The following is an 18,400-nucleotide window of genomic DNA, read 5'->3' on the forward strand; positions in this document are numbered from 1 at the left end:
AGAGCCGCATAAGCGGCTCTTTACGGTCGATGTAATCTGAAAAACTTATTCGACAGTCACACTCTTGGCCAGATTCCGTGGCTTATCCACGTCCGTGCCACGCGAGCAAGCGGTGTGATAGGCCAGCAATTGCAAGGTCACGGTGTGCAAGATGGGAGACAACTTGCCGTAGTGCTCCGGCATACGGATCACATGCACACGCTCGCTGCTGCCGATGCGGGTATCGGCGTCAGCAAACACGTACAGCTCACCACCGCGTGCATGGACTTCTTCGATATTGGATTTCAGCTTTTCCAGCAGTTCATCGCGTGGGGCGATAGTGACCACAGGCATGGCTTCGGTAACCAGGGCCAGAGGGCCGTGTTTCAGTTCACCAGCAGGGTAGCCTTCGGCGTGGATATAGCTGATTTCTTTCAGTTTCAGCGCGCCTTCCATGGCGATGGGGTAATGCATGCCACGGCCCAGGAACAAGGCGTTTTCCTTGCTGGCAAAACGGTCGGCCCATGCCATGATCTGTGGCTCCAGAGCCAGCACGGCAGCGATAGCGGTAGGCAGATGGCGCAGGGCTTTCAGGTAGTCGCCTTCCTGCTCCTGATTCAGGTGACCTTTGACTTGAGCCAGTGCGATAGTCAGCAAGAACAAGGCGGTCAGTTGAGTGGTGAAGGCTTTGGTGGAAGCCACACCAATTTCCACGCCAGCACGGGTGATGTAGGACAGTTTGCATTCGCGCACCATGGCGCTGGTGGCCACGTTGCAGATGGTCAGGGTCTGTTCCATGCCCAGGCTGCGGGCATGTTTCAAGGCGGCCAGCGTGTCAGCCGTTTCGCCGGACTGGGAAATCGTCACCACCAAAGTGCGCGGGTTGGGCACGCTGTCGCGGTAGCGGTACTCGCTGGCAATTTCCACATTGACGGGGATTTTGGCCAGAGACTCAATCCAGTAGCGAGCGGTCAGACCGGCGTAGTAGCTGGTGCCGCAAGCCAGAATCAGCACATTGTCGATGTCCTGGAAAACCTTGTAGGCCTGGTCACCAAACAACTCGGGTGTGACGCTTTCAATGTCTTGCAAGGTATCGCCTACAGCGCGGGGCTGCTCGAAGATTTCCTTTTGCATGAAGTGGCGGTATGGGCCCAATTCAGCGGCTGCGGTGTGCAGATGTACGGTATGTACAGGGCGATCGACGGCGCGGCCGTCCTTGTCCATGATCCACACTTTATTGATCTGCAGATCAATCACATCACCGTCTTCCAGGTAGATGATTTGATCGGTGGTGCCGGCCAATGCCAAGGCATCCGAAGCCAGGAAGTTTTCATTCTGGCCCACACCTACAACCAGCGGCGAACCATGGCGCGCACCCACCACGCGATGTGGCTCGTCCTGACAGAACACAGCGATGGCGTAAGCCCCCGTCAAGCGACGGATGACCTGCTGCACGGCCTCGAACAGATCCCCGTTGTACAGGTGGTCGATCAGGTGAGCGATAACCTCGGTGTCGGTTTGGCTCTCGAACACGTAGCCAATGCTTTGCAGCTCGGCGCGCAGTTCGTCGTGGTTTTCGATGATGCCGTTATGCACCAGCGCAATACGTGCTTTGCCCTTGCCGGAGAAGTGCGGGTGAGCATTATGAGTAGCAGGCGCGCCATGGGTTGCCCAGCGAGTGTGAGCAATGCCGGTAAAGCCTTGCAGATGATCTGCCTTGACCTGCTCTTGCAGTTCGGCCACGCGTTGAGTACTGCGTGCCCGCAACAACTGGCCCTGCGCATGAACAGCAACGCCGCAAGAATCGTAGCCCCGGTATTCCAGACGCTTCAAACCTTCCAGCAGCACGGGGACAATATCGCGTTGCGCTACCGCGCCAACAATTCCACACATAGCCAACTCCTGTTCATGGCCCCTTTCGGTGGGCCAACTAATCAATTCAATCCGCTTATTCTGATCTGAATCATGAAAAATTTTATGTCTATTTTTTCTTCGAAATGAATTAAAATTTCATTTAATAATCAATATGAAAGAAAAGATAAATTCATTTTATTTAACGGAATTTTATTTCATCATAGATAGATAAACATTGTCATGATTGAACTGGACGAGCTGGATTTACGCATTCTGGAGCAACTGCAAAATGATGCTTCCATCAGCAATCAAGCGCTGGCTTTGCGCGTGCATGCCTCTCCCCCGACCTGCCTGCGGCGAGTACGTCGTTTAAGCGAACAAGGGGTAATTCGCAGGCAGGTTGCCTTGCTGGACCCGGAGCAACTGGGCCCCAGCTTGACGGCCATTGTGGAGATTACGCTGGACCGTCAGGGTGAAGAATACCTGCAGCAATTCGAGCGCCTGATGGCCCCCGAAGCAGCGGTGACGCAATGCTATCGCGTTTCGACCGGGGTGGATTTCATTGTGATCTTGCAGGTCAGCGACATGACGGCGTATCACAAGCTGGCTCACGCTTTATTCACCAGTCAGGCGAATATCCGCAATATACGAAGCTTCTTTTCGATTCATCAGGCCAAGTTCGAGACGCGGGTGCCTTTACCTGCACCAAAGATGTAAGCCGGGCTCAGTTCCGTACACGTTGCTGTACCAGTTGCTGATACAGACGCAAGTAACGCTGCGCCATGACAGCGGGGTCATGCTCCTGCTGCACCCAGCGATGCGCCAGCGCTGCCTGTTGCCGCGCTGCTGTCGGATTGCTCAAAGTGTCATCCAGAGCCTGTGCAATGGCTTGTGCATCCCCTACCGCGCATAACTTGCCACGGCCATTATCCAGCAGCTCACTCAAACCGCCCGCCATCGTGGCCGTAACGGGCACGCCGTACACGAACGCATCAAGAACGCTGGAGCCCAGGGCTTCATGACGGGAGCTCAGGACAAAGCCGTCCATCAAGCGATAAGCCTGTTCGGGGCGGGCTTCAAAACCAGCCAGCTTGTAGCAGTCTTCCAGCCCCAACTGCGCAATCAGTTCCTCTGCCGCCGAGGTCTCGGAGCCAGGCGCACCGAAATGCAGAAACACAAAGTCCTGACGACGCTGATACAAGGCATGAATCGCGCGTATCAAAGTCTGGGGGTCTTTCTCGGACGTCAGTGCCGCCATCGTCCCCAGAACGTGCAAGCCCTGCGGATTCCACCGCAGCCGCAAGTGGTTCACATAGGCTTCATCCTGCTCGACGTACTCAATGGCACTAGGAATCACATCTACGGAAAAACCCAGGCGACGCGGCTCTGCCGCTGCTGCCTGGCTGATCGCTACCAAACGATCCGCCTTGCGCCACTTCCAACGCGTGCGTCGTTCCTTGGAAGTCAAAGCACTGTCTGGCTGCTGTCCGCTACGTTGCTCGACGCGTTTGCGGTCAATCGGAAAAGCCGTTCGGCGCGTAAAGACCACCCGTTTGGGCAACCAGAAATGCAGCAAGGCCAGCCAGCTCATGCTGGACGCGGTTTGGGAATGGACGATATCAAAACCCCGGCCATGCACCAGTAAATAGCGCAGCGCGGCACCCACGGAGGCGCATTCCACCACACTCACGCCCTGCTCTTTAGCACGCCTGGCCAACGCTTCATCACGTCGGGCCAATAGACTGACCTGATGACCAGCCTGTTGCATCTGCTGGATGCTCAGCAGGGTTTGCCGCTCGCCACCGCGCCAGCCGCGCTCGAAGTTAAGCTGCAGAATGCGCATGACGACGATCCAGAATCAGCCCATCCGGGCACTGTGTGCCACAAGAGCAAGCAGCAATGCTCCCCTTGCGATGCAAAGGGAGGGATACCGAAGATGGGCTAACACACATCAAGATTTGCGAACCGGGCGCTTCCAGCCGGACACGCTGCGCTGTTCCGAACGCGACAAGGTCAGCTGATCATCCGGTGCATTGCGCACCAGGGTCGTACCCGCGCCAATCGTTGCGCCACGGCCTACCGTCACCGGAGCCACCAGCTGCGTATCCGAGCCGATGAAGGCATCGTCACCAATCACGGTGCGGAACTTGTTCACGCCATCGTAATTGCAGGTGATGGTGCCTGCGCCAATGTTCACACGCAGCCCCACATCGGCATCACCGATATAGGCCAGGTGATTGGCTTTGGAACCTTCACCCAGCTGGGTGTTCTTGATTTCCACGAAGTTGCCCACGTGGGTGTGATTGGCCAGAACAGCACCAGGGCGCAGACGGGCGTAAGGGCCGATACGGGCTTCTTCGCCAACCTGGGCTTGTTGCAGATGGCTGAAAGCTTCGATTTGCGTACCGGCACCAATCGTCACGTCACGCAGCACGCTATGCGGGCCGACACGCACGCCGTCTTGCAACACAACCTTGCCTTCAAACACGCAACCCACATCAATGAACACATCACGGCCACACTCCAGTGTGCCGCGCAGATCAAAGCGGGCCGGGTCGGCCAAGGTCACGCCTTTTTCCAACAGACGGCGAGCCTGTTCTGCTTGCCACAGACGCTCCAGCTCGGCCTGTTGAATGCGGCTGTTCACACCCAGGGTTTCCCAACCAGCAGCTGGCTGAGCAGCTTGCACGGGCACGCCATCGGCAACCGCCAAGGCAATGATGTCGGTCAGGTAGTACTCGCCCTGAGCGTTGTCGTTGGTGATGCGGGTCAGCCAATCTTTCAGGCGCGCCGTCGGGGCTACCAGAATGCCGGTGTTCACTTCCTTCACGGCACGCTCGGCTTCGCTGGCATCCTTGTGCTCGACAATGCGCTGTACGGTGCCATCTGCACCGCGAATGATACGGCCGTAGCCGGTAGAGTCTGCCAGTGTTTCGGTCAGCACGGCCACGCCTTGGCCACGCGCTTGCAGCAAGCGGCGCAAGGTGTCAGCCTGGACCAGAGGAACGTCGCCATACAGAACCAGCGTGGCGTCATCTTCCTGATCGCCACCGACCAGTTCAGGCACGGCCTGTTGCACTGCATGGCCCGTACCATGCTGAGGTTGTTGCAAGGCAAAGGCCAGCTCGGCCTGTGCGAAGGTTTGCTGAACGCGCTCGGCGCCATGACCCACCACGACCACAACTTTTTCCGGCTCCAGTTCACGTGCGCTGTCGAGCACGTGGGCCAGCATGGATTTGCCGGCGATAGGATGCAGTACTTTGGGCAGGTCAGACTGCATACGCTTGCCCATGCCTGCTGCCAGAATCACGATATTAAGCATAAAAATTTACCTACAAGGTTGGTCGATCAGTTCTTTTTGGTACTGCTTTTGGTGCTGCGCGTGGCGGTTTTTTTAGCCGCCGTTTTGGTGGCCGCCTTGGCCGCAGTTTTAGTGGCGGCTTTCGCTGCCGTTTTTACCGGCTTGGCTGCTGCCGGAGCACTGGTCTTGGCCGACGTCTGGGCATGGGCAGCTGCTGGTTTAGGGGGTTTGGCCGAGCCAGCCGCTTTGGCCTTGGTCGCCTGCTGGCGATAGTTTTCTACCTGCTGCATTGATGCGGCTGTGGCGGTCGCCATGGCATCAAACTGCTGTTGCAGCATGTTCCACCACGCTTGCGCAGCGGGATTGCCTGCACCGGCTTCCTGCTGAGCACCGGGCTGTTTATCTTTGGGGCTGTCCTGCTTGGCAGCCGCTTCAGGCTGTGGCGCAGCCTGTTGAGACTGTGGCGAGGGCTGAGCCGCTGCTGACTGGGATGCCGTATGCGCGGCCGCCTCCGGCTTGCTGGCCTGCGCCTTGGCACCGGCTGCATTATCTGCACCCGCAGCACCCGCTGCCATGGGATTGAAGGCCATAAAGGCTTCAAAGGGATTTTTCCCGCCCGCAGCCTGCGTACCTTGCTGTGCCATGGTTTTGATTGCCGCCAAGGTGGAGCGCTGAATCTCCAGACCCTGGATAGTCGTGCTCAGCATGGACAGGTTCAGCTGCAACCAGCTTTCCACGGCACGCAAGTCACGAATACGACGATCCAGATCATCGGGGGACAAGCTGGGCATCATGCCCGAACTCAAATCGCCCGCACCACCGCTGGCCATGTTTTTCCAGGCCTGCGCCATCATGTCCATGCTGCGCAGCAAGGGATTGTTGCCGCCGCCCAGGGCATTGAAATCAGGTATACCAAAAGGATTCGGGTTCATGCGTAGCTCCCATCGGGTTGGTGCCTGCCCGGTGATTCCCAGGTTCAGGCCAGCTGTTCCAGATGCTGCTTGATGCTGTCGATCAGCACCACTTGCGCTTCCAGGGTGAACAAATCTGCTTCTATCATTTGCCAGGCTTCATCCAGCGTCAATAAGCGAAACTCACTAACCTCGCCGTCCATATTGCAGGGCCGTACATCGTCGGCCAGCACGCAATCGCTAACCAGAGCATTTTCCACTTGGTAGCCTTCCGGCAGGCGACGGTGCATGCGCAAGGACACACGCAAGGGGGTGCAATTGTCCAGCACGGACTCGGCCAACCCCGCTTCTTCATAACTTTCGCGTATGAGAGAGGTATGCAGCGATTCACCACTGACCGCCAATCCACCGACCAGCGTGTCCCACATATTCGGGTCTGTTGACTTGGTGGGTGAACGACGTGCGGCCCAGATACGGCCGTCTGTGGACCAGCCATTCAAATGCACGGCTTGCGTCAAAAAGCCCAAGGGCCGTACCGCACCGCGTTCAATGCGCGACAGGCACTGCCCTTCTCCGACCACGTCCAGCAACTCGTCACGCCAGGCCCGAATGCAACCGCCTTCCTGCAAACGCAAGGCGACCTGATCCAGGACCTGAGCCAAGCTCAATTCCTGGCTGGGGCAATCGCTCAGACGCAAGACATCTTCTTCAATCGAGACCCCTGGCAAAGGCTCGATACAACGAGCGGCCTTGGGGGTGATCCATCCGGCAACGCGCCCATCAACAGTGACAGGACGGCTGCCCGGTGGAGGCAATTGTTGCAGCTGACTGGTCAAGCTGGCCATGCGCTGACGCAGGGCCTGAGTAAGTGATCGGTTCTGGAACAAAGTCATAGTCCGCGATTGTAATTCAAGCCTTGCCCCATTACGGCTTTTGTAGCGTTTAGTCCAACCTTGTCTTCTAGGGACATACCCTGCCCTTGAAGGCTAAAGCAAGTTCTATATAATTTCCGTGAACAGATAAGCTACTAAAAACTTCGAGCGGACCAGCACTTAGCTGCGACAAGCCCGCCACTGCAACACAGCAGTTTCTTCCAGCGTTGGATTTTTCGGAGCGTTGACGCAGCCGAACCCCGGTTTGGCATGGCAACACCAAAAGAGGGACAACAATGAAGATGTGGAGAAGTTTATTTGCTCTGACCGCCTGTTCGACGGCAGGGCCAAGCCTGGCTCAGATCACCCACATGGAGGGTGGTCCCCGTGTCAATCAGCTCAATTTGCATAACGGGGTTACCCCCATCGCCCAGGACATTGCCTGGCTGCATTGGATGATGCTGATCATCTGTACCATCATCTTTATTGGCGTGTTCGGCGTGATGTTCTATTCCATCATCCGGCACCGCAAGTCCAAGGGCGCGATTGCCGCCCGCTTTCACGAACACCTGGGTGTGGAAGTGGCCTGGACCATCATCCCTTTCCTGATCGTGATCGGCATGGCACTGCCTGCCACCAAAACCGTGGTGGCCATGAAGGACACCAGCAGCGCCGACCTGACCGTCAAGGTCACTGGCTATCAGTGGAAATGGGGCTACGAGTATCTGGACGGTCCGGCCACGGGTGTGAAATACCTGTCCAACCTGTCCACCCCGCGCGCCCAGATTGAAGGCCGCGAACCCATTGGCCCGAACTATCTGATGGAAGTGGACAAGCCACTGGTGGTGCCGGTTAACAAGAAAGTGCGCGTCATGCTGACGGCCGAGGACGTCATCCACTCCTGGATGGTGCCCGAGTTTGGCGTCAAGCAAGATGCCATCCCTGGCTTTTTGCGCGATACCTGGTTCCGTGCGGACAAGGTCGGCACCTACCGCGGTCAATGCGCCGAGCTGTGTGGCAAGGACCACGCCTATATGCCCATCGTGGTGCAAGTGATGGCGCAAGAAGACTACGACAAGTGGGCCCAGGAGCAGAACGACTTGATGACGGCTCAGGCCGACGATCCCAATAAAGAGTGGACCAAGGACGAATTGACCGAGCGCGGCAAACAGATCTTTGCGCAGAACTGCGTGGCTTGCCACCAGGCCAACGGCAAGGGCGTGCCCGGCACCTTCCCCGCTCTGGATGGCGATACGAAATTTGTGCTCGCCCCCAAGAAAGGCCAGATCGACACGGTGTTGAATGGTCACCCTGGCACCGCGATGGCCGCCTTCCGCAATCAACTGACCGATGTACAGATTGCTGCGGTCATTACCTACACACGCAATGCCTGGGGCAACGCTGGCAAAGGGCCTGACCCTGTCGTGATGCCCGCCGACGTCAAGGAACAGCGCTAATTTTGCGCGCGCCGCCTATCACACTATCAATCTATCCCTGACTACGGCCAGGGGGAGTGCAGCAAGGAGTCAAGCATGAGTAGCGTCACCGTCGACCATGTAGCGAACCCGAGCGGACATGATGATCACCATCATGCCCATGCCACCCCTAGCGGCTGGCGTCGCTGGCTGTTCGCCACCAATCACAAGGACATCGGGACCATGTACCTGATCTTCTCCTTTGTGATGTTGCTGGAGGGCGGCGTGCTGGCCTTGCTGCTGCGTACCGAACTGTTCCAGCCGGGCCTGCAGTTTTTCCGGCCAGAGCTGTTCAACCAGTTCACCACCATGCACGGCCTGATCATGATTTTCGGCGCGATCATGCCGGCTTTTGTGGGCTTTGCCAACTGGATGATTCCGCTGCAAATTGGCGCATCGGACATGGCTTTTGCCCGCATGAACAACTTCAGCTTCTGGCTGCTGCCCGTAGGCGCGATTCTGTTTACCGCGTCCTTCTTTGTACCGGGCGGCGCGCCTGCCGGTGGCTGGACCATGTACGCCCCGCTGTCCTTGCAAATGGGACCAGGCATGGACTTCACGATTTTCGCGGTCCACATTCTGGGCGCGTCCTCCATCATGGGGGCCATCAATATTGTGGTGACGGTATTGAACATGCGCGCGCCTGGCATGACGCTGATGAAAATGCCGCTGTTTTGCTGGACCTGGCTGATTACCGCTTATCTGCTGATTGCCGTGATGCCCGTGCTGGCCGCTGCCGTGACCATGCTGCTGACGGACCGTCACTTCGGTACACACTTCTTTAACGCCGCCGGTGGTGGTGACCCGGTTCTGTACCAGCACATCTTCTGGTTCTTCGGTCACCCCGAGGTCTACATCATGATCTTGCCAGCCTTTGGCATTGTCTCTGCCATCGTACCTGCCTTCTCGCGCAAAGCCCTGTTTGGCTATGCCTCCATGGTGTACGCCACCGCCGCCATCGCGATTCTGTCCTTCCTGGTGTGGGCCCACCACATGTTCTCCACGGGGATGCCGGTAACCGGGCAGCTGTATTTCATGTATGCCACCATGCTGATCTCCATTCCGACCGGGGTGAAGATCTTCAACTGGGTAGCCACCATGTGGCGCGGCTCGCTGTCCTTTGAAACGCCCATGCTGTTTTCCATCGGCTTTATCTTCGTGTTCACGATTGGCGGCTTTACCGGCCTGATCCTGGCCGTGGCCCCGATTGATATTGCGGTACACGACACCTATTACGTGGTGGCCCACTTCCACTATGTGCTGGTGGCCGGATCGCTCTTTGCCCTGTTTGGCGGTGCCTACTACTGGCTGCCCAAATGGACCGGCCGCATGTACAACGAGCGTCTGGGCAAGATCCACTTCTGGTCCACCATGATCTCGTTCAACGTGACCTTCTTCCCCATGCACTTTCTGGGTCTGGCGGGCATGCCACGTCGTTATGTGGACTACGCTGGCCAGTTCACGGACTTCCACCAGATTGCCACCATCGGCGCCTTCTGGTTCGGCCTGTCGCAACTGCTGCTGATCTACATCGTGATCCAGGCAGCGCGTGGCAAGGGCGAAGTGGCCAGCGCCAAACCCTGGGAAGGTGCCGAAGGTCTGGAGTGGACTGTTCCATCGCCCGCTCCGCACCACACCTTTGAAGTACCCCCTGTCGTCAAGTAACACTGGAGGAACGCCGTATGACCCCCGAACAACGCCGTCGCAACCGCCGTCTGGGATTGCTCCTGGCCGTGTTCGTCATTGCCGTCATGGCCTGGACCTTTCTAAAAGGCAGTCAATTTTTAGGACAGTGATATGAATGACGATTTTCGGGACCTCACACGGCGCAAGCTCAGTTTTTTCCAGACATTGAAAGCCATTGCCTGGGGATTTTTTGGAGTCCGTCGTGGCCGCGACCATGAGCAGGACATTGCCAAGATCAATCCGGTCTATCTGATTATTGCCGCCTTGATCGCCACGGTTGTTTTCGTTGTGGGCCTGATTATGGTGGCCCGCTGGTTCATTGGTCAGGCCAGCTGAACCCTGGCCGGATACTGCGCCCAAGGGCACATGACCCGAAGGAGAACACTATGCATGTCGAGACTACGGCTCACCCGTCCAAGGCGCCGTATTACTACGTCCCCGGCTTGTCGGGGCATCCGGTACGCGCCAGCCTTTCCCTGTGCCTGACGCTGTTGGGTGCGGCGACCTGGATCAATAACTGGCCGGGCGGCTTCTGGGTGTTTCTGGTCGGGATTCTCAGCTTCTTGCTGGTGCTGTTCTTCTGGTTCAGCGACGCCGTGCGCGAGTCTGAAACGGGTCTGAACAGCACCCGTGTCGATATCTCCTATCGCTGGAGCATGTCCTGGTTCATCTTTTCCGAAGTGATGTTTTTTGCGGCCTTTTTCGGGGCACTTTGGTATACCCGCGAAATTGCCACGCCGCTGCTCAGCGACCTGGATCACCGCGCCCTGCTCTGGCCTGACTTCACCGGCACCTGGCCGAATCAAGGCCCGGCGGGCACTGTTGCTCCTTTCCAGACCGTAGGCCCGCTGTGGCTGCCTACGATCAACACGGCCTTGCTGCTGACCTCGGGCGTCACCCTGACCATTGCTCACCACGCGCTGCGAGCCAGCAAGCGTAGTAGCGCTATTTTCTGGCTGTTCATGACGGTTGCGCTGGGCTTTGCCTTCGTGGCCTGCCAGGCTTACGAATACATGCACGCCTATGCCGAACTGAACCTGAAGTTCACTTCCGGCGCATACGGAGCCTTGTTCTACATGTTGACGGGCTTTCACGGTTTTCACGTGATTATCGGTGCCACCATGCTGACGGTGATGCTGATACGGCTGATGCGCGGGCACTTTACCGCCGAGCACCACTTTGGTTTTGAAGGGGCCGCCTGGTACTGGCACTTTGTGGACGTGGTGTGGCTGGGCTTGTATCTGTACGTGTACTGGTTCTAGCCATTCATGCTCCAGGCCCGTGTCTTCGGGCCTGGATTTTTACTTCAAACCAAAGGCACGCCAGTGCTTTCAATCCAACCCAGATGATGGGCCAGCAACACAAACAGAAACAGGGCCACGGACAAGCCCACTCGCCAGGTCAGGGCATAGGCCATGCGATTGGAATTACCCCGGTCCCGCATCAAATACACCAGGGCCGAACCCAGCGAAACAATAATCCCCAGAAACACGATCAGGACTAGCACACGCATTACGTCTCCCCCGCTTCAGGTTGAATGGATGTCCAGCAACAATTCTCGTTCTTCTTCGACTCGATCCCTGCTTGCCCTGGTTTGTCTGGGTTTGCTGATGCTGCTGTTCATTAGCCTGGGGCGCTGGCAACTGAGCCGCGCGCAGGAACGTCAAAGCCTGGCGCAACAAATAGAACAAGGCCGCCAGCAAGCTCCCCTTCATATTGATTCCCAGGCCAGCCTGGATAAAGGTGCCTTGTGGCAGTCTGTCGCGGTGCACGGCTCCTGGCGCAGTGAGTTAACTGTACTCCTGGATAATCGCAATTTCAAAGGTAAGCCGGGCTACTGGATTGCCACCCCTTTTGTGCTGGATGAGGGCGATTTGGCGGGCTCCAGCCTGCTCGTGCTACGTGGTTGGCTGGCTCGCGTACCGGGGCAAACCCCTAGCGTTCCGGCTGCTCCTTCCGGCTCCGAAACCATTTCCGGCGAGTTGATGGAGCGCGTACCGCGTCTGTTTGAGCTGGGTAGCAGCCCCTTGCCTGCACACTTGCCCGACCCGTCTGGCACGCCCCCCGTCGTGCAGAACCTGGCCCTGGAAGATCTGCGCAGCCGCATTGATCTGCCTGTGCTGCCGCGCGTGCTGGCCCAGACGGCCCCCGCTTCGGAGCTGCAAACCAATTGGCCCGACCCGAATATCGACTTTGAAAAGAACCGTGGCTACGCACTGCAATGGTTCGGTTTTGCCCTGATTGCCCTGTGTGCCTGGATCGGTGTAGCGTGGAAATGGCTGCGACGCTCCAGACTCAACTCTGCCCCTACAAGGAAAACCTGACGTGGACACGACTCAACCCCCTACCCGCCCGCGTTCCATGACTCCGCTGTATCTGCTGCTGGCGATCAGTCTGGCGCCGGTACTGTTTGCACTGGCTGCCTACTACATGCCATCACTGGGACTGCGGCCAGACGAGAGCAATGCCTACGGCCAGTTGATTCAGCCTCAACGCAGCGTGCCTGAACCTGCCGCACTGCCCCTGCGCAATCTGCAAGGCGAGGCCTTTGATCTGCAATCGCTGCGAGGCCGCTGGGTGCTGGTCAGTGCCGATGAAAGCGCCTGCCCCGAAAGCTGCGTGCGCAAGCTGTTCATTCTGCGCAACTCCCACGCCAGCCAAGGCAAGAACGTGGAACGCCTGGCACGCGTCTGGTTTGTGACTGACCAGGGCCAGCCAACCGAGCAAATTCTGGAGGCCTATCAAGGTACGCATATGCTGCGCGCCGATCCGCGCCAGCTGGCCGAATTTCTGACTCCTGACGCTGCTGGCAAGGCCCCCGAACAAGCCGTCAAGAATGGCATGTGGATCATCGACCCCAATGGCAACTTGATGATGCTGTTCCCCGGCGATGCCGACCCGCTCAAGGTTCGCACCGATATACGCAAACTGCTGAACAATTCACGCATCGGATAAGTTTATGGCCGATATCCGCCAACGCTACCGCAAGCTGGTTTACCTGACTTGGTTCCTGACCCTGGACCTGATCATGTTCGGCGCGTTTGTGCGTCTGACAGATTCGGGCCTGGGTTGCCCGGACTGGCCCGGTTGCTATGGCAAGCTCACGCCGCTGGGCGCGGGCGCACATATCGAACAAGCCTATCAAGCCATGCCCTATGGCCCGGTCAGTTGGGGCAAGGCCTGGATTGAAATGATCCACCGCTACGTGGGCGCGGCTTTGGGCATGCTGATCATTGCCATTGTCTGGATGGCATGGCGGCATCGCCATACGCTGGGGCATTCGGCCAGGCTGGCGGCTTTCACCTTACTGGCTGTGTGCGTGCAAGGGGCCTTTGGTGCCTGGACCGTCACTCACAAGCTGATGCCCATTATTGTCACCACTCACTTGCTGGGTGGCATGAGCGTACTGGCCTTGATGACCTGGCTGGCCGTGCGCGAAAACCCAGGACCGCCAGTCTCACCTGTAACCCGCCGTTGGCGACCCTGGCTGATCGGGGCCTTTATCCTGCTGACGATTCAGATTGGTCTGGGTGGCTGGGTCAGCACCAACTACGCGGCGCTGGCCTGCATGGACTTCCCGCAATGCCACGGTCAATGGATACCGGAGATGGATCTGCACGGCGGGTTCTCGCTGTTTCGCGCGTTGGGCGAGCTGCCTTCCGGTGAGATGATTTCCCAGGCCGCGCTGACCGCCATCCATTGGGTCCATCGCAATATGGCCTTTCTGGTGTTTCTGGTTCTGGGTTCCGTTGCGTGGAAATTACGCGCCGATCCCATCTTGCGTCGCCCCGCGACTTTGGTGCTTTTGCTGCTGCTGGCCCAGCTCATCACGGGGTTAACCACGATCTTTTTCCAATGGCCTCTTTTGATTGCCGTCCTGCATAATGGGGGAGCTGCCGGTCTCGTTTTATGCTGCGTCACCCTGTTGGTACGGCTTTCCCGCAAGTCGACTGTCCCCCAAGGAATACAGTATGACAAACACCGCTACCCTGGCTCCCGCCTCGCTCCTGCGCCAGTATCTGGTACTGACTAAACCCAGAGTCACCCAGCTGGCTGTTTTCTGTGCCGTTATCGGCATGTTTCTGGCTGCTCCCGGCCTGCCCGATCCGGGCACCGTGGTCGCGGGTACGCTGGGCATATGGATGCTGGCGGCTGCCGCCTTTGCCATCAACTGCCTGATCGAAAGCCAGATTGATGCCCGCATGTTGCGCACCGCTCGACGCGGTACGGCACGCGGCACCATTACCCCGCCGCAAGTGCTGGCCATGTCCGGTTTGTTGGGCGGCATGGGCATGCTGGTGCTGTATTACTGGGTGAACCCGCTGACCATGTGGCTGACCTTGGCCACCTTCATTGGTTATGCGGTGATCTATACCGTGATTCTCAAACCCCTGACCCCACAAAACATCGTCATCGGCGGTTTGTCCGGTGCCATGCCACCTGCTTTGGGCTGGGCCGCCATTGCCAACGCCGTACCGGCTGAGGCCTGGTTGCTGGTGCTGATCATCTTCATCTGGACGCCGCCGCACTTCTGGGCCCTGGCGCTCTACCGTCAACACGACTACCAGCGCTCCGGCCTGCCCATGCTACCCGTCACCCACGGCAAGACCTTTACGACGCTGCATGTGCTGCTCTACAGCTACATCCTGATGGCCTCCAGCCTGCTGCCCTTTATCATCCGCATGAGCGGGCCGTTGTACCTGGCTGCGGCGATCTTGCTGGGCGCACGCTTCATTCAATACGCCCACCAACTGCACCGCAACTACAGCGATGAACTGTCTCGCAAGCTGTTCCGCTTTTCCATTATTTATCTGGCGGTCTTGTTTGGGGCATTGCTGCTGGATCACTGGGTGCGCTTGATCTGATCACGCCCAATAAAAAAGCGAGCCGTGATCGGCTCGCTTTTTTTTATGCCTGTCCCTCGGGGGGCTGCGCCTGTCGTACCCAGTCCGGGGGTAAAGGCGGGCCGACAAAACTTTCTGCCTCGCTCAAGGCATGAGCCAAACCAAACAGCGGTGGCAGTTCCTCATGTTGGCGTTGGCCGGACTCGAACTCCTGCCACACTTGATACGCGCGTTGGCGCTGTCGCACCACGGCCTCGATCTTTTCACTGAAGATGGGATCTTTGCCGCGCAAGGTATCGAAATCACGCTCAGTCAGCATCAGCAAGCGGCTATAGCCCAGGGAGCGCACTTCACCAACGTGGTCGCTATGTTCCACGACATTGACTTCACCAATCGTTTGCCCTGTCCCCAGTTCCACCAGGCTACCATCAGGCAAAGTCAGCTCCAGCGCCCCGGACGCCACAAAGAACATGACACGCATGCCACCATAACGAAGATGAATTTTCTGGTCTGGCAGCGCCAGACGTGGGCGTAAACGTCGCGCCAGCTCCTTCTTGGCTTGCTCGGAAATGCCATCGAACATGGGTACCTGGGCAATCAGTTCCATGGCGCTCATGGTCATGTCCAGCGTGGGACGCTCGTCCAGATAACGCCAGCGTTGTGTGATCTGCTTGACCAGATCAGCGTACATCTCGCTGGTAATCAGAGAGTGGGACAACATGGTGCGGTAGTGGGCGCGTTCTTGCGAAGCGGCGACGCGCGCCAAATAGGACTCTTGCAGCCACTGCGCGAACACCGGGTATTGCAGCGTCAAGGAATGCAAAGCGTCTTCCAGTTGAGACAGACGCAACTTGTGAGCCTGCACAATCGTGCCCGTAGCCTGTTGTCCCAGTAAAGGAGCCAGCTCGGTTTCGGCAAAGCGTATCAGACGCTGGGCCACCGAGCGCTTGGCGATCAGGTTCGAGAAACGCTTGTCCAGTTCCCGCACCAGCCAGCCTTGCAGGCCAAACAGATAGTGCAAGCGCAAAGCAGACCGGAAACCTCGAGAATAGCGCAAATCATTGGCAATGGCGGCCTCGAAACCGGCCAAGCCAGCCAGACGCACCGTATCATTCATGCGTTCGGCGCGGCTCAACAAGGACTCGGCTGTCTTCCAATCCACAATCTGCGATTTCAGCAGTTCGTAAAACAGCTCCACCTCGCGGGCCGACAGAATCGCCATCCCCATTTTTACTTTCTGTGCTTCGGTCAGGCTTTGGATCTGGCCGGATGCCACACCGGCCTGACTGGCATCGAACACCGTACACAGGCGCTCGATGACCTGTGGCTTGATCTGCTCTTGCCGACCCAGTTCTTCGGTCTTGTCGCGCAGCTCTTCCAAGGCCAGACTCACCGCCTGATCGCGCAAGTGGCGCTCCAGCGGGGTCAGCTGATTCAGGCCTAAACGACGAATCAAGGGGCGTAAACTGATCCCGTTCACAAACAGGGTCAGCAACACAAAGCCCGTGGTGGCCACCCCAATGAACTGGCGCACATCATGCGGAATGGCGTGCTGTTCCGTAACCGCCAGGGCCAGTGCCAGGGAAACAGCGCCACGCAGGCCGCCCCACAGAATCACCACCCGATAGGGGCGACTGACTCGGGTGCCAAAGCGGGTGCGCCCCAGCAAGGGCAGAACGGCAAACACCATAACGGCCCGTGCCAGCAAGGTCACCACAAACAGCAAGGCCACCAGGCCGATCTGCATCCAGGTGATTTCAGCCATCAGGCGTGGAATCAGCATGGCGGCAAACAAGAAGATCAGGGAGTTGGCCAGAAAACCCATCTGAGTCCAGGAGCTGCTCAAAAGCTCGAAGGTCGCAGGCGACATGCGAGTGCGGCCTGTCGAGCCCACCACCAGGCCGGAAATGACCGTGGCGACCACACCGGATACGCCCAGATAGTGCTCGGACACAAAAAAGGCCAGGTACGCCAAGGCAATGGTCAGCGTGACTTCAGCAGCCGGCCAACCGCGCAAGAGCACGAACAGGCCGCTAGCCAGACGACCCATCAAGAAACCCGCGACACCACCGCCCAGAAAACTGAACAGGAAGCTGCCCAACACCTTGCTGCCACTTAATTCCCCACCCCCCGTCAGGACTGCCAACAGCACGGAGTACAAGGCAATGGAAGCCGCATCGTTAAACAGAGCCTCGCCTTCCACCAAGGTAGACAAGCGTTTGGGTGCGCCCACTTCACGGAAAATGCCCACCACGGCCACAGGGTCCGTCGTGGCCACAATCGCGCCCAACATCAAACAGACCACCAGACCATAAGACGAAGCCGCGTTCAAGGCGTAGCCAACGGCAAAGGTACAGACCACTACGGCCACGATGGCCATCATCAAGATGGCGCCGATATCGTCGAGCAGGCGGCGCAAGTTCATGGCCAGCGAAGTCTCGAACAGCAGGATGGGCAGGAAAGCGTAGAGAAAGGTCTCGGAGGAGATGTCAAAGGCCTGCAAGGTATCCAGGAAGTCGGACACCATCTTGGGCGCCCAGGCATGCAGGTGTAGCAAAATGCCCAGCGCAAAGCCGATCAAGGCCAGAAGTACGGAGTACGGCAGTCGCAAGCGTCCAGCCAAAGGCGGCATAAAGGCAACCAGCCCCAGCAGGCCTGCCAACCCAAAAACAAACTGCCCAATCTGCATCGCGACATCCTTTGTCATCGGCATTGAGTCGATCGGCATGTACATACGCATTCAGGCATGGGCAGGCCAGATCGGCACGGAAAATCCCCCCGCTTTCCGCATGAATCAGAATAGCGCCTTTTTCCGGACACACAGCCGCCGAATTATCTTTTTCTCGCAAAATTTACGTTTTTTGGCCTATGGACCCGCATTCAGAAACACAAATGGACGGTGATACGGCGGCAAGCCAAAATCTGCGCCAGCGCAAGTTCACGTCTGACATAACTCGTTATACTTTCGCATCATGAATTTCCCGCGCACCTTCCTCGCTGCGACTCACTGGCCCCATCGTCTGGGCCTGTGCTTGTTGTTGCTGACTGTGGTGCTGCGCGGCATGGTCCCTGCGGGCTATATGCCCAAGCAGACAGATCAGGGGTATGCGCTGGCCTTCTGTCTACCTTCAGGACAAAGCCTTCCCCCTGAAATGATTCAGCACTGGGCGGCCTTGTTAGGAGAGGACACCACGTCCCATTCGGACGAGGCTACCACCAGCGCCACCTGTCCGTTCTGCGTCATGCTGCAAGCCGCATTGACGCCCGCGCCGATTGCTATCGTCACGCCTTTGAGCCTGGGCCAGTTCCGGCCCTTGCTGCTTCCCCCTCTTAGCCCCGCTCTGGCGCAGGCCTTTATTCGTGGCCCGCCTGTGGGGCAACGCGCCCCACCCTCTCTTCTTCCTGCCTGATTCCCCGCGTTCGGCTCTGCCGCCACGCCTTTTCTCCTTTGTTGCCATCGCCCAAGCGGGTTTGCCGC

18 protein-coding genes are annotated in these 18,400 nt (G+C 58.0%); 11 read left to right on the plus strand and 7 right to left on the minus strand.

Features of this window, described 5'->3' with window-relative positions:
• Nucleotides 1–45 precede the first annotated feature (45 nt).
• Nucleotides 46–1,872, minus strand: coding sequence for a glutamine--fructose-6-phosphate transaminase (isomerizing) (glmS, locus tag N879_RS19460; RefSeq protein ID WP_022983659.1), 1,827 nt, complete (start codon nucleotides 1,870–1,872; stop codon nucleotides 46–48).
• 201 nt (nucleotides 1,873–2,073) lie between these two features.
• Between glmS and N879_RS19465 the strand changes: the two genes are divergently transcribed.
• The gene (locus tag N879_RS19465) at nucleotides 2,074–2,550 is read left to right on the plus strand and encodes an Lrp/AsnC family transcriptional regulator (protein WP_009457505.1); all 477 of its coding nucleotides are present in this window, start codon (nucleotides 2,074–2,076) and stop codon (nucleotides 2,548–2,550) included.
• 7 nt (nucleotides 2,551–2,557) lie between these two features.
• On the opposite strand, the gene N879_RS19470 is transcribed toward N879_RS19465, so the two are convergent.
• From N879_RS19470 to N879_RS19485, 4 genes are all read right to left on the minus strand, one after another.
• Nucleotides 2,558–3,676: a glycosyltransferase family 4 protein gene (locus N879_RS19470; RefSeq protein ID WP_009457504.1), complete on the minus strand. Its 1,119-nt coding sequence runs from the start codon at nucleotides 3,674–3,676 to the stop codon at nucleotides 2,558–2,560.
• 108 nt (nucleotides 3,677–3,784) lie between these two features.
• Nucleotides 3,785–5,155 carry a bifunctional UDP-N-acetylglucosamine diphosphorylase/glucosamine-1-phosphate N-acetyltransferase GlmU gene (gene glmU, locus N879_RS19475; RefSeq protein ID WP_022983660.1) on the minus strand — a complete coding sequence of 457 codons (1,371 nt, stop codon included), beginning with the start codon at nucleotides 5,153–5,155 and terminating at the stop codon, nucleotides 3,785–3,787.
• A gap of 26 nt (nucleotides 5,156–5,181) precedes the next feature.
• Entirely contained in the window at nucleotides 5,182–6,066 is an 885-nt protein-coding gene (locus N879_RS19480) for a PhaM family polyhydroxyalkanoate granule multifunctional regulatory protein (protein WP_009457503.1), read from the minus strand.
• Between the two features lie 44 nt (nucleotides 6,067–6,110).
• A complete protein-coding gene (locus N879_RS19485; protein ID WP_009457498.1) occupies nucleotides 6,111–6,938 on the minus strand; it encodes an NUDIX hydrolase in 828 nt (275 codons plus the stop codon).
• 275 nt (nucleotides 6,939–7,213) lie between these two features.
• Between N879_RS19485 and coxB the strand changes: the two genes are divergently transcribed.
• The 5 genes from coxB (at nucleotide 7,214) to N879_RS19505 (ending at nucleotide 11,340) form a co-directional block, all read left to right on the plus strand.
• Nucleotides 7,214–8,374 carry a cytochrome c oxidase subunit II gene (coxB, locus tag N879_RS19490; RefSeq protein ID WP_009457497.1) on the plus strand — a complete coding sequence of 387 codons (1,161 nt, stop codon included), beginning with the start codon at nucleotides 7,214–7,216 and terminating at the stop codon, nucleotides 8,372–8,374.
• 75 nt (nucleotides 8,375–8,449) lie between these two features.
• On the plus strand, nucleotides 8,450–10,057 hold the full coding sequence (ctaD, locus tag N879_RS19495) for a cytochrome c oxidase subunit I (protein WP_009457496.1): 1,608 nt from the start codon (nucleotides 8,450–8,452) through the stop codon (nucleotides 10,055–10,057).
• Between the two features lie 17 nt (nucleotides 10,058–10,074).
• Entirely contained in the window at nucleotides 10,075–10,188 is a 114-nt protein-coding gene (locus N879_RS20840) for a cytochrome oxidase small assembly protein (RefSeq protein ID WP_009457495.1), read from the plus strand.
• 1 nt (nucleotide 10,189) lies between these two features.
• Nucleotides 10,190–10,414: a DUF2970 domain-containing protein gene (locus N879_RS19500; RefSeq protein WP_009457494.1), complete on the plus strand. Its 225-nt coding sequence runs from the start codon at nucleotides 10,190–10,192 to the stop codon at nucleotides 10,412–10,414.
• A gap of 50 nt (nucleotides 10,415–10,464) precedes the next feature.
• Complete coding sequence (locus tag N879_RS19505) at nucleotides 10,465–11,340, plus strand: cytochrome c oxidase subunit 3 (RefSeq protein ID WP_009457487.1); 876 nt, start codon at nucleotides 10,465–10,467, stop codon at nucleotides 11,338–11,340.
• A gap of 44 nt (nucleotides 11,341–11,384) precedes the next feature.
• Here the strand turns inward: N879_RS19505 and N879_RS19510 are convergent, their stop codons facing one another.
• Complete coding sequence (locus N879_RS19510) at nucleotides 11,385–11,591, minus strand: twin transmembrane helix small protein (RefSeq protein ID WP_009457485.1); 207 nt, start codon at nucleotides 11,589–11,591, stop codon at nucleotides 11,385–11,387.
• A 28-nt stretch (nucleotides 11,592–11,619) separates the two neighbouring features.
• Between N879_RS19510 and N879_RS19515 the strand changes: the two genes are divergently transcribed.
• The 4 genes from N879_RS19515 to cyoE are packed head-to-tail and all read left to right on the plus strand — an operon-like array spanning nucleotide 11,620 to nucleotide 14,943.
• Nucleotides 11,620–12,402 (plus strand): SURF1 family protein, encoded by a 783-nt coding sequence (locus tag N879_RS19515; protein ID WP_009457483.1) that lies wholly within the window; start codon nucleotides 11,620–11,622, stop codon nucleotides 12,400–12,402.
• 1 nt (nucleotide 12,403) lies between these two features.
• Nucleotides 12,404–13,033 (plus strand): SCO family protein, encoded by a 630-nt coding sequence (locus N879_RS19520; protein WP_009457482.1) that lies wholly within the window; start codon nucleotides 12,404–12,406, stop codon nucleotides 13,031–13,033.
• A gap of 4 nt (nucleotides 13,034–13,037) precedes the next feature.
• Complete coding sequence (locus N879_RS19525; RefSeq protein WP_022983661.1) at nucleotides 13,038–14,111, plus strand: COX15/CtaA family protein; 1,074 nt, start codon at nucleotides 13,038–13,040, stop codon at nucleotides 14,109–14,111.
• Entirely contained in the window at nucleotides 14,050–14,943 is an 894-nt protein-coding gene (cyoE, locus tag N879_RS19530; RefSeq protein WP_022983662.1) for a heme o synthase, read from the plus strand. The genes N879_RS19525 and cyoE overlap by 62 nt, the downstream gene beginning before the upstream one ends.
• A 43-nt stretch (nucleotides 14,944–14,986) precedes the next feature.
• On the opposite strand, the gene N879_RS19535 is transcribed toward cyoE, so the two are convergent.
• Nucleotides 14,987–17,611: a cation:proton antiporter gene (locus N879_RS19535; RefSeq protein ID WP_022983663.1), complete on the minus strand. Its 2,625-nt coding sequence runs from the start codon at nucleotides 17,609–17,611 to the stop codon at nucleotides 14,987–14,989.
• A gap of 283 nt (nucleotides 17,612–17,894) precedes the next feature.
• On the opposite strand from N879_RS19535, the gene N879_RS19540 reads away from it, so the two are divergent.
• Nucleotides 17,895–18,332, plus strand: coding sequence for a DUF2946 family protein (locus N879_RS19540; protein ID WP_009457476.1), 438 nt, complete (start codon nucleotides 17,895–17,897; stop codon nucleotides 18,330–18,332).
• The last annotated feature ends 68 nt before the right edge of the window (nucleotides 18,333–18,400 follow it).

The sequence above is a fragment of the Alcaligenes sp. EGD-AK7 genome (genome assembly GCF_000465875.3).
GTDB classification, from domain to species: Bacteria; Pseudomonadota; Gammaproteobacteria; order Burkholderiales; family Burkholderiaceae_B; genus Alcaligenes; species Alcaligenes phenolicus.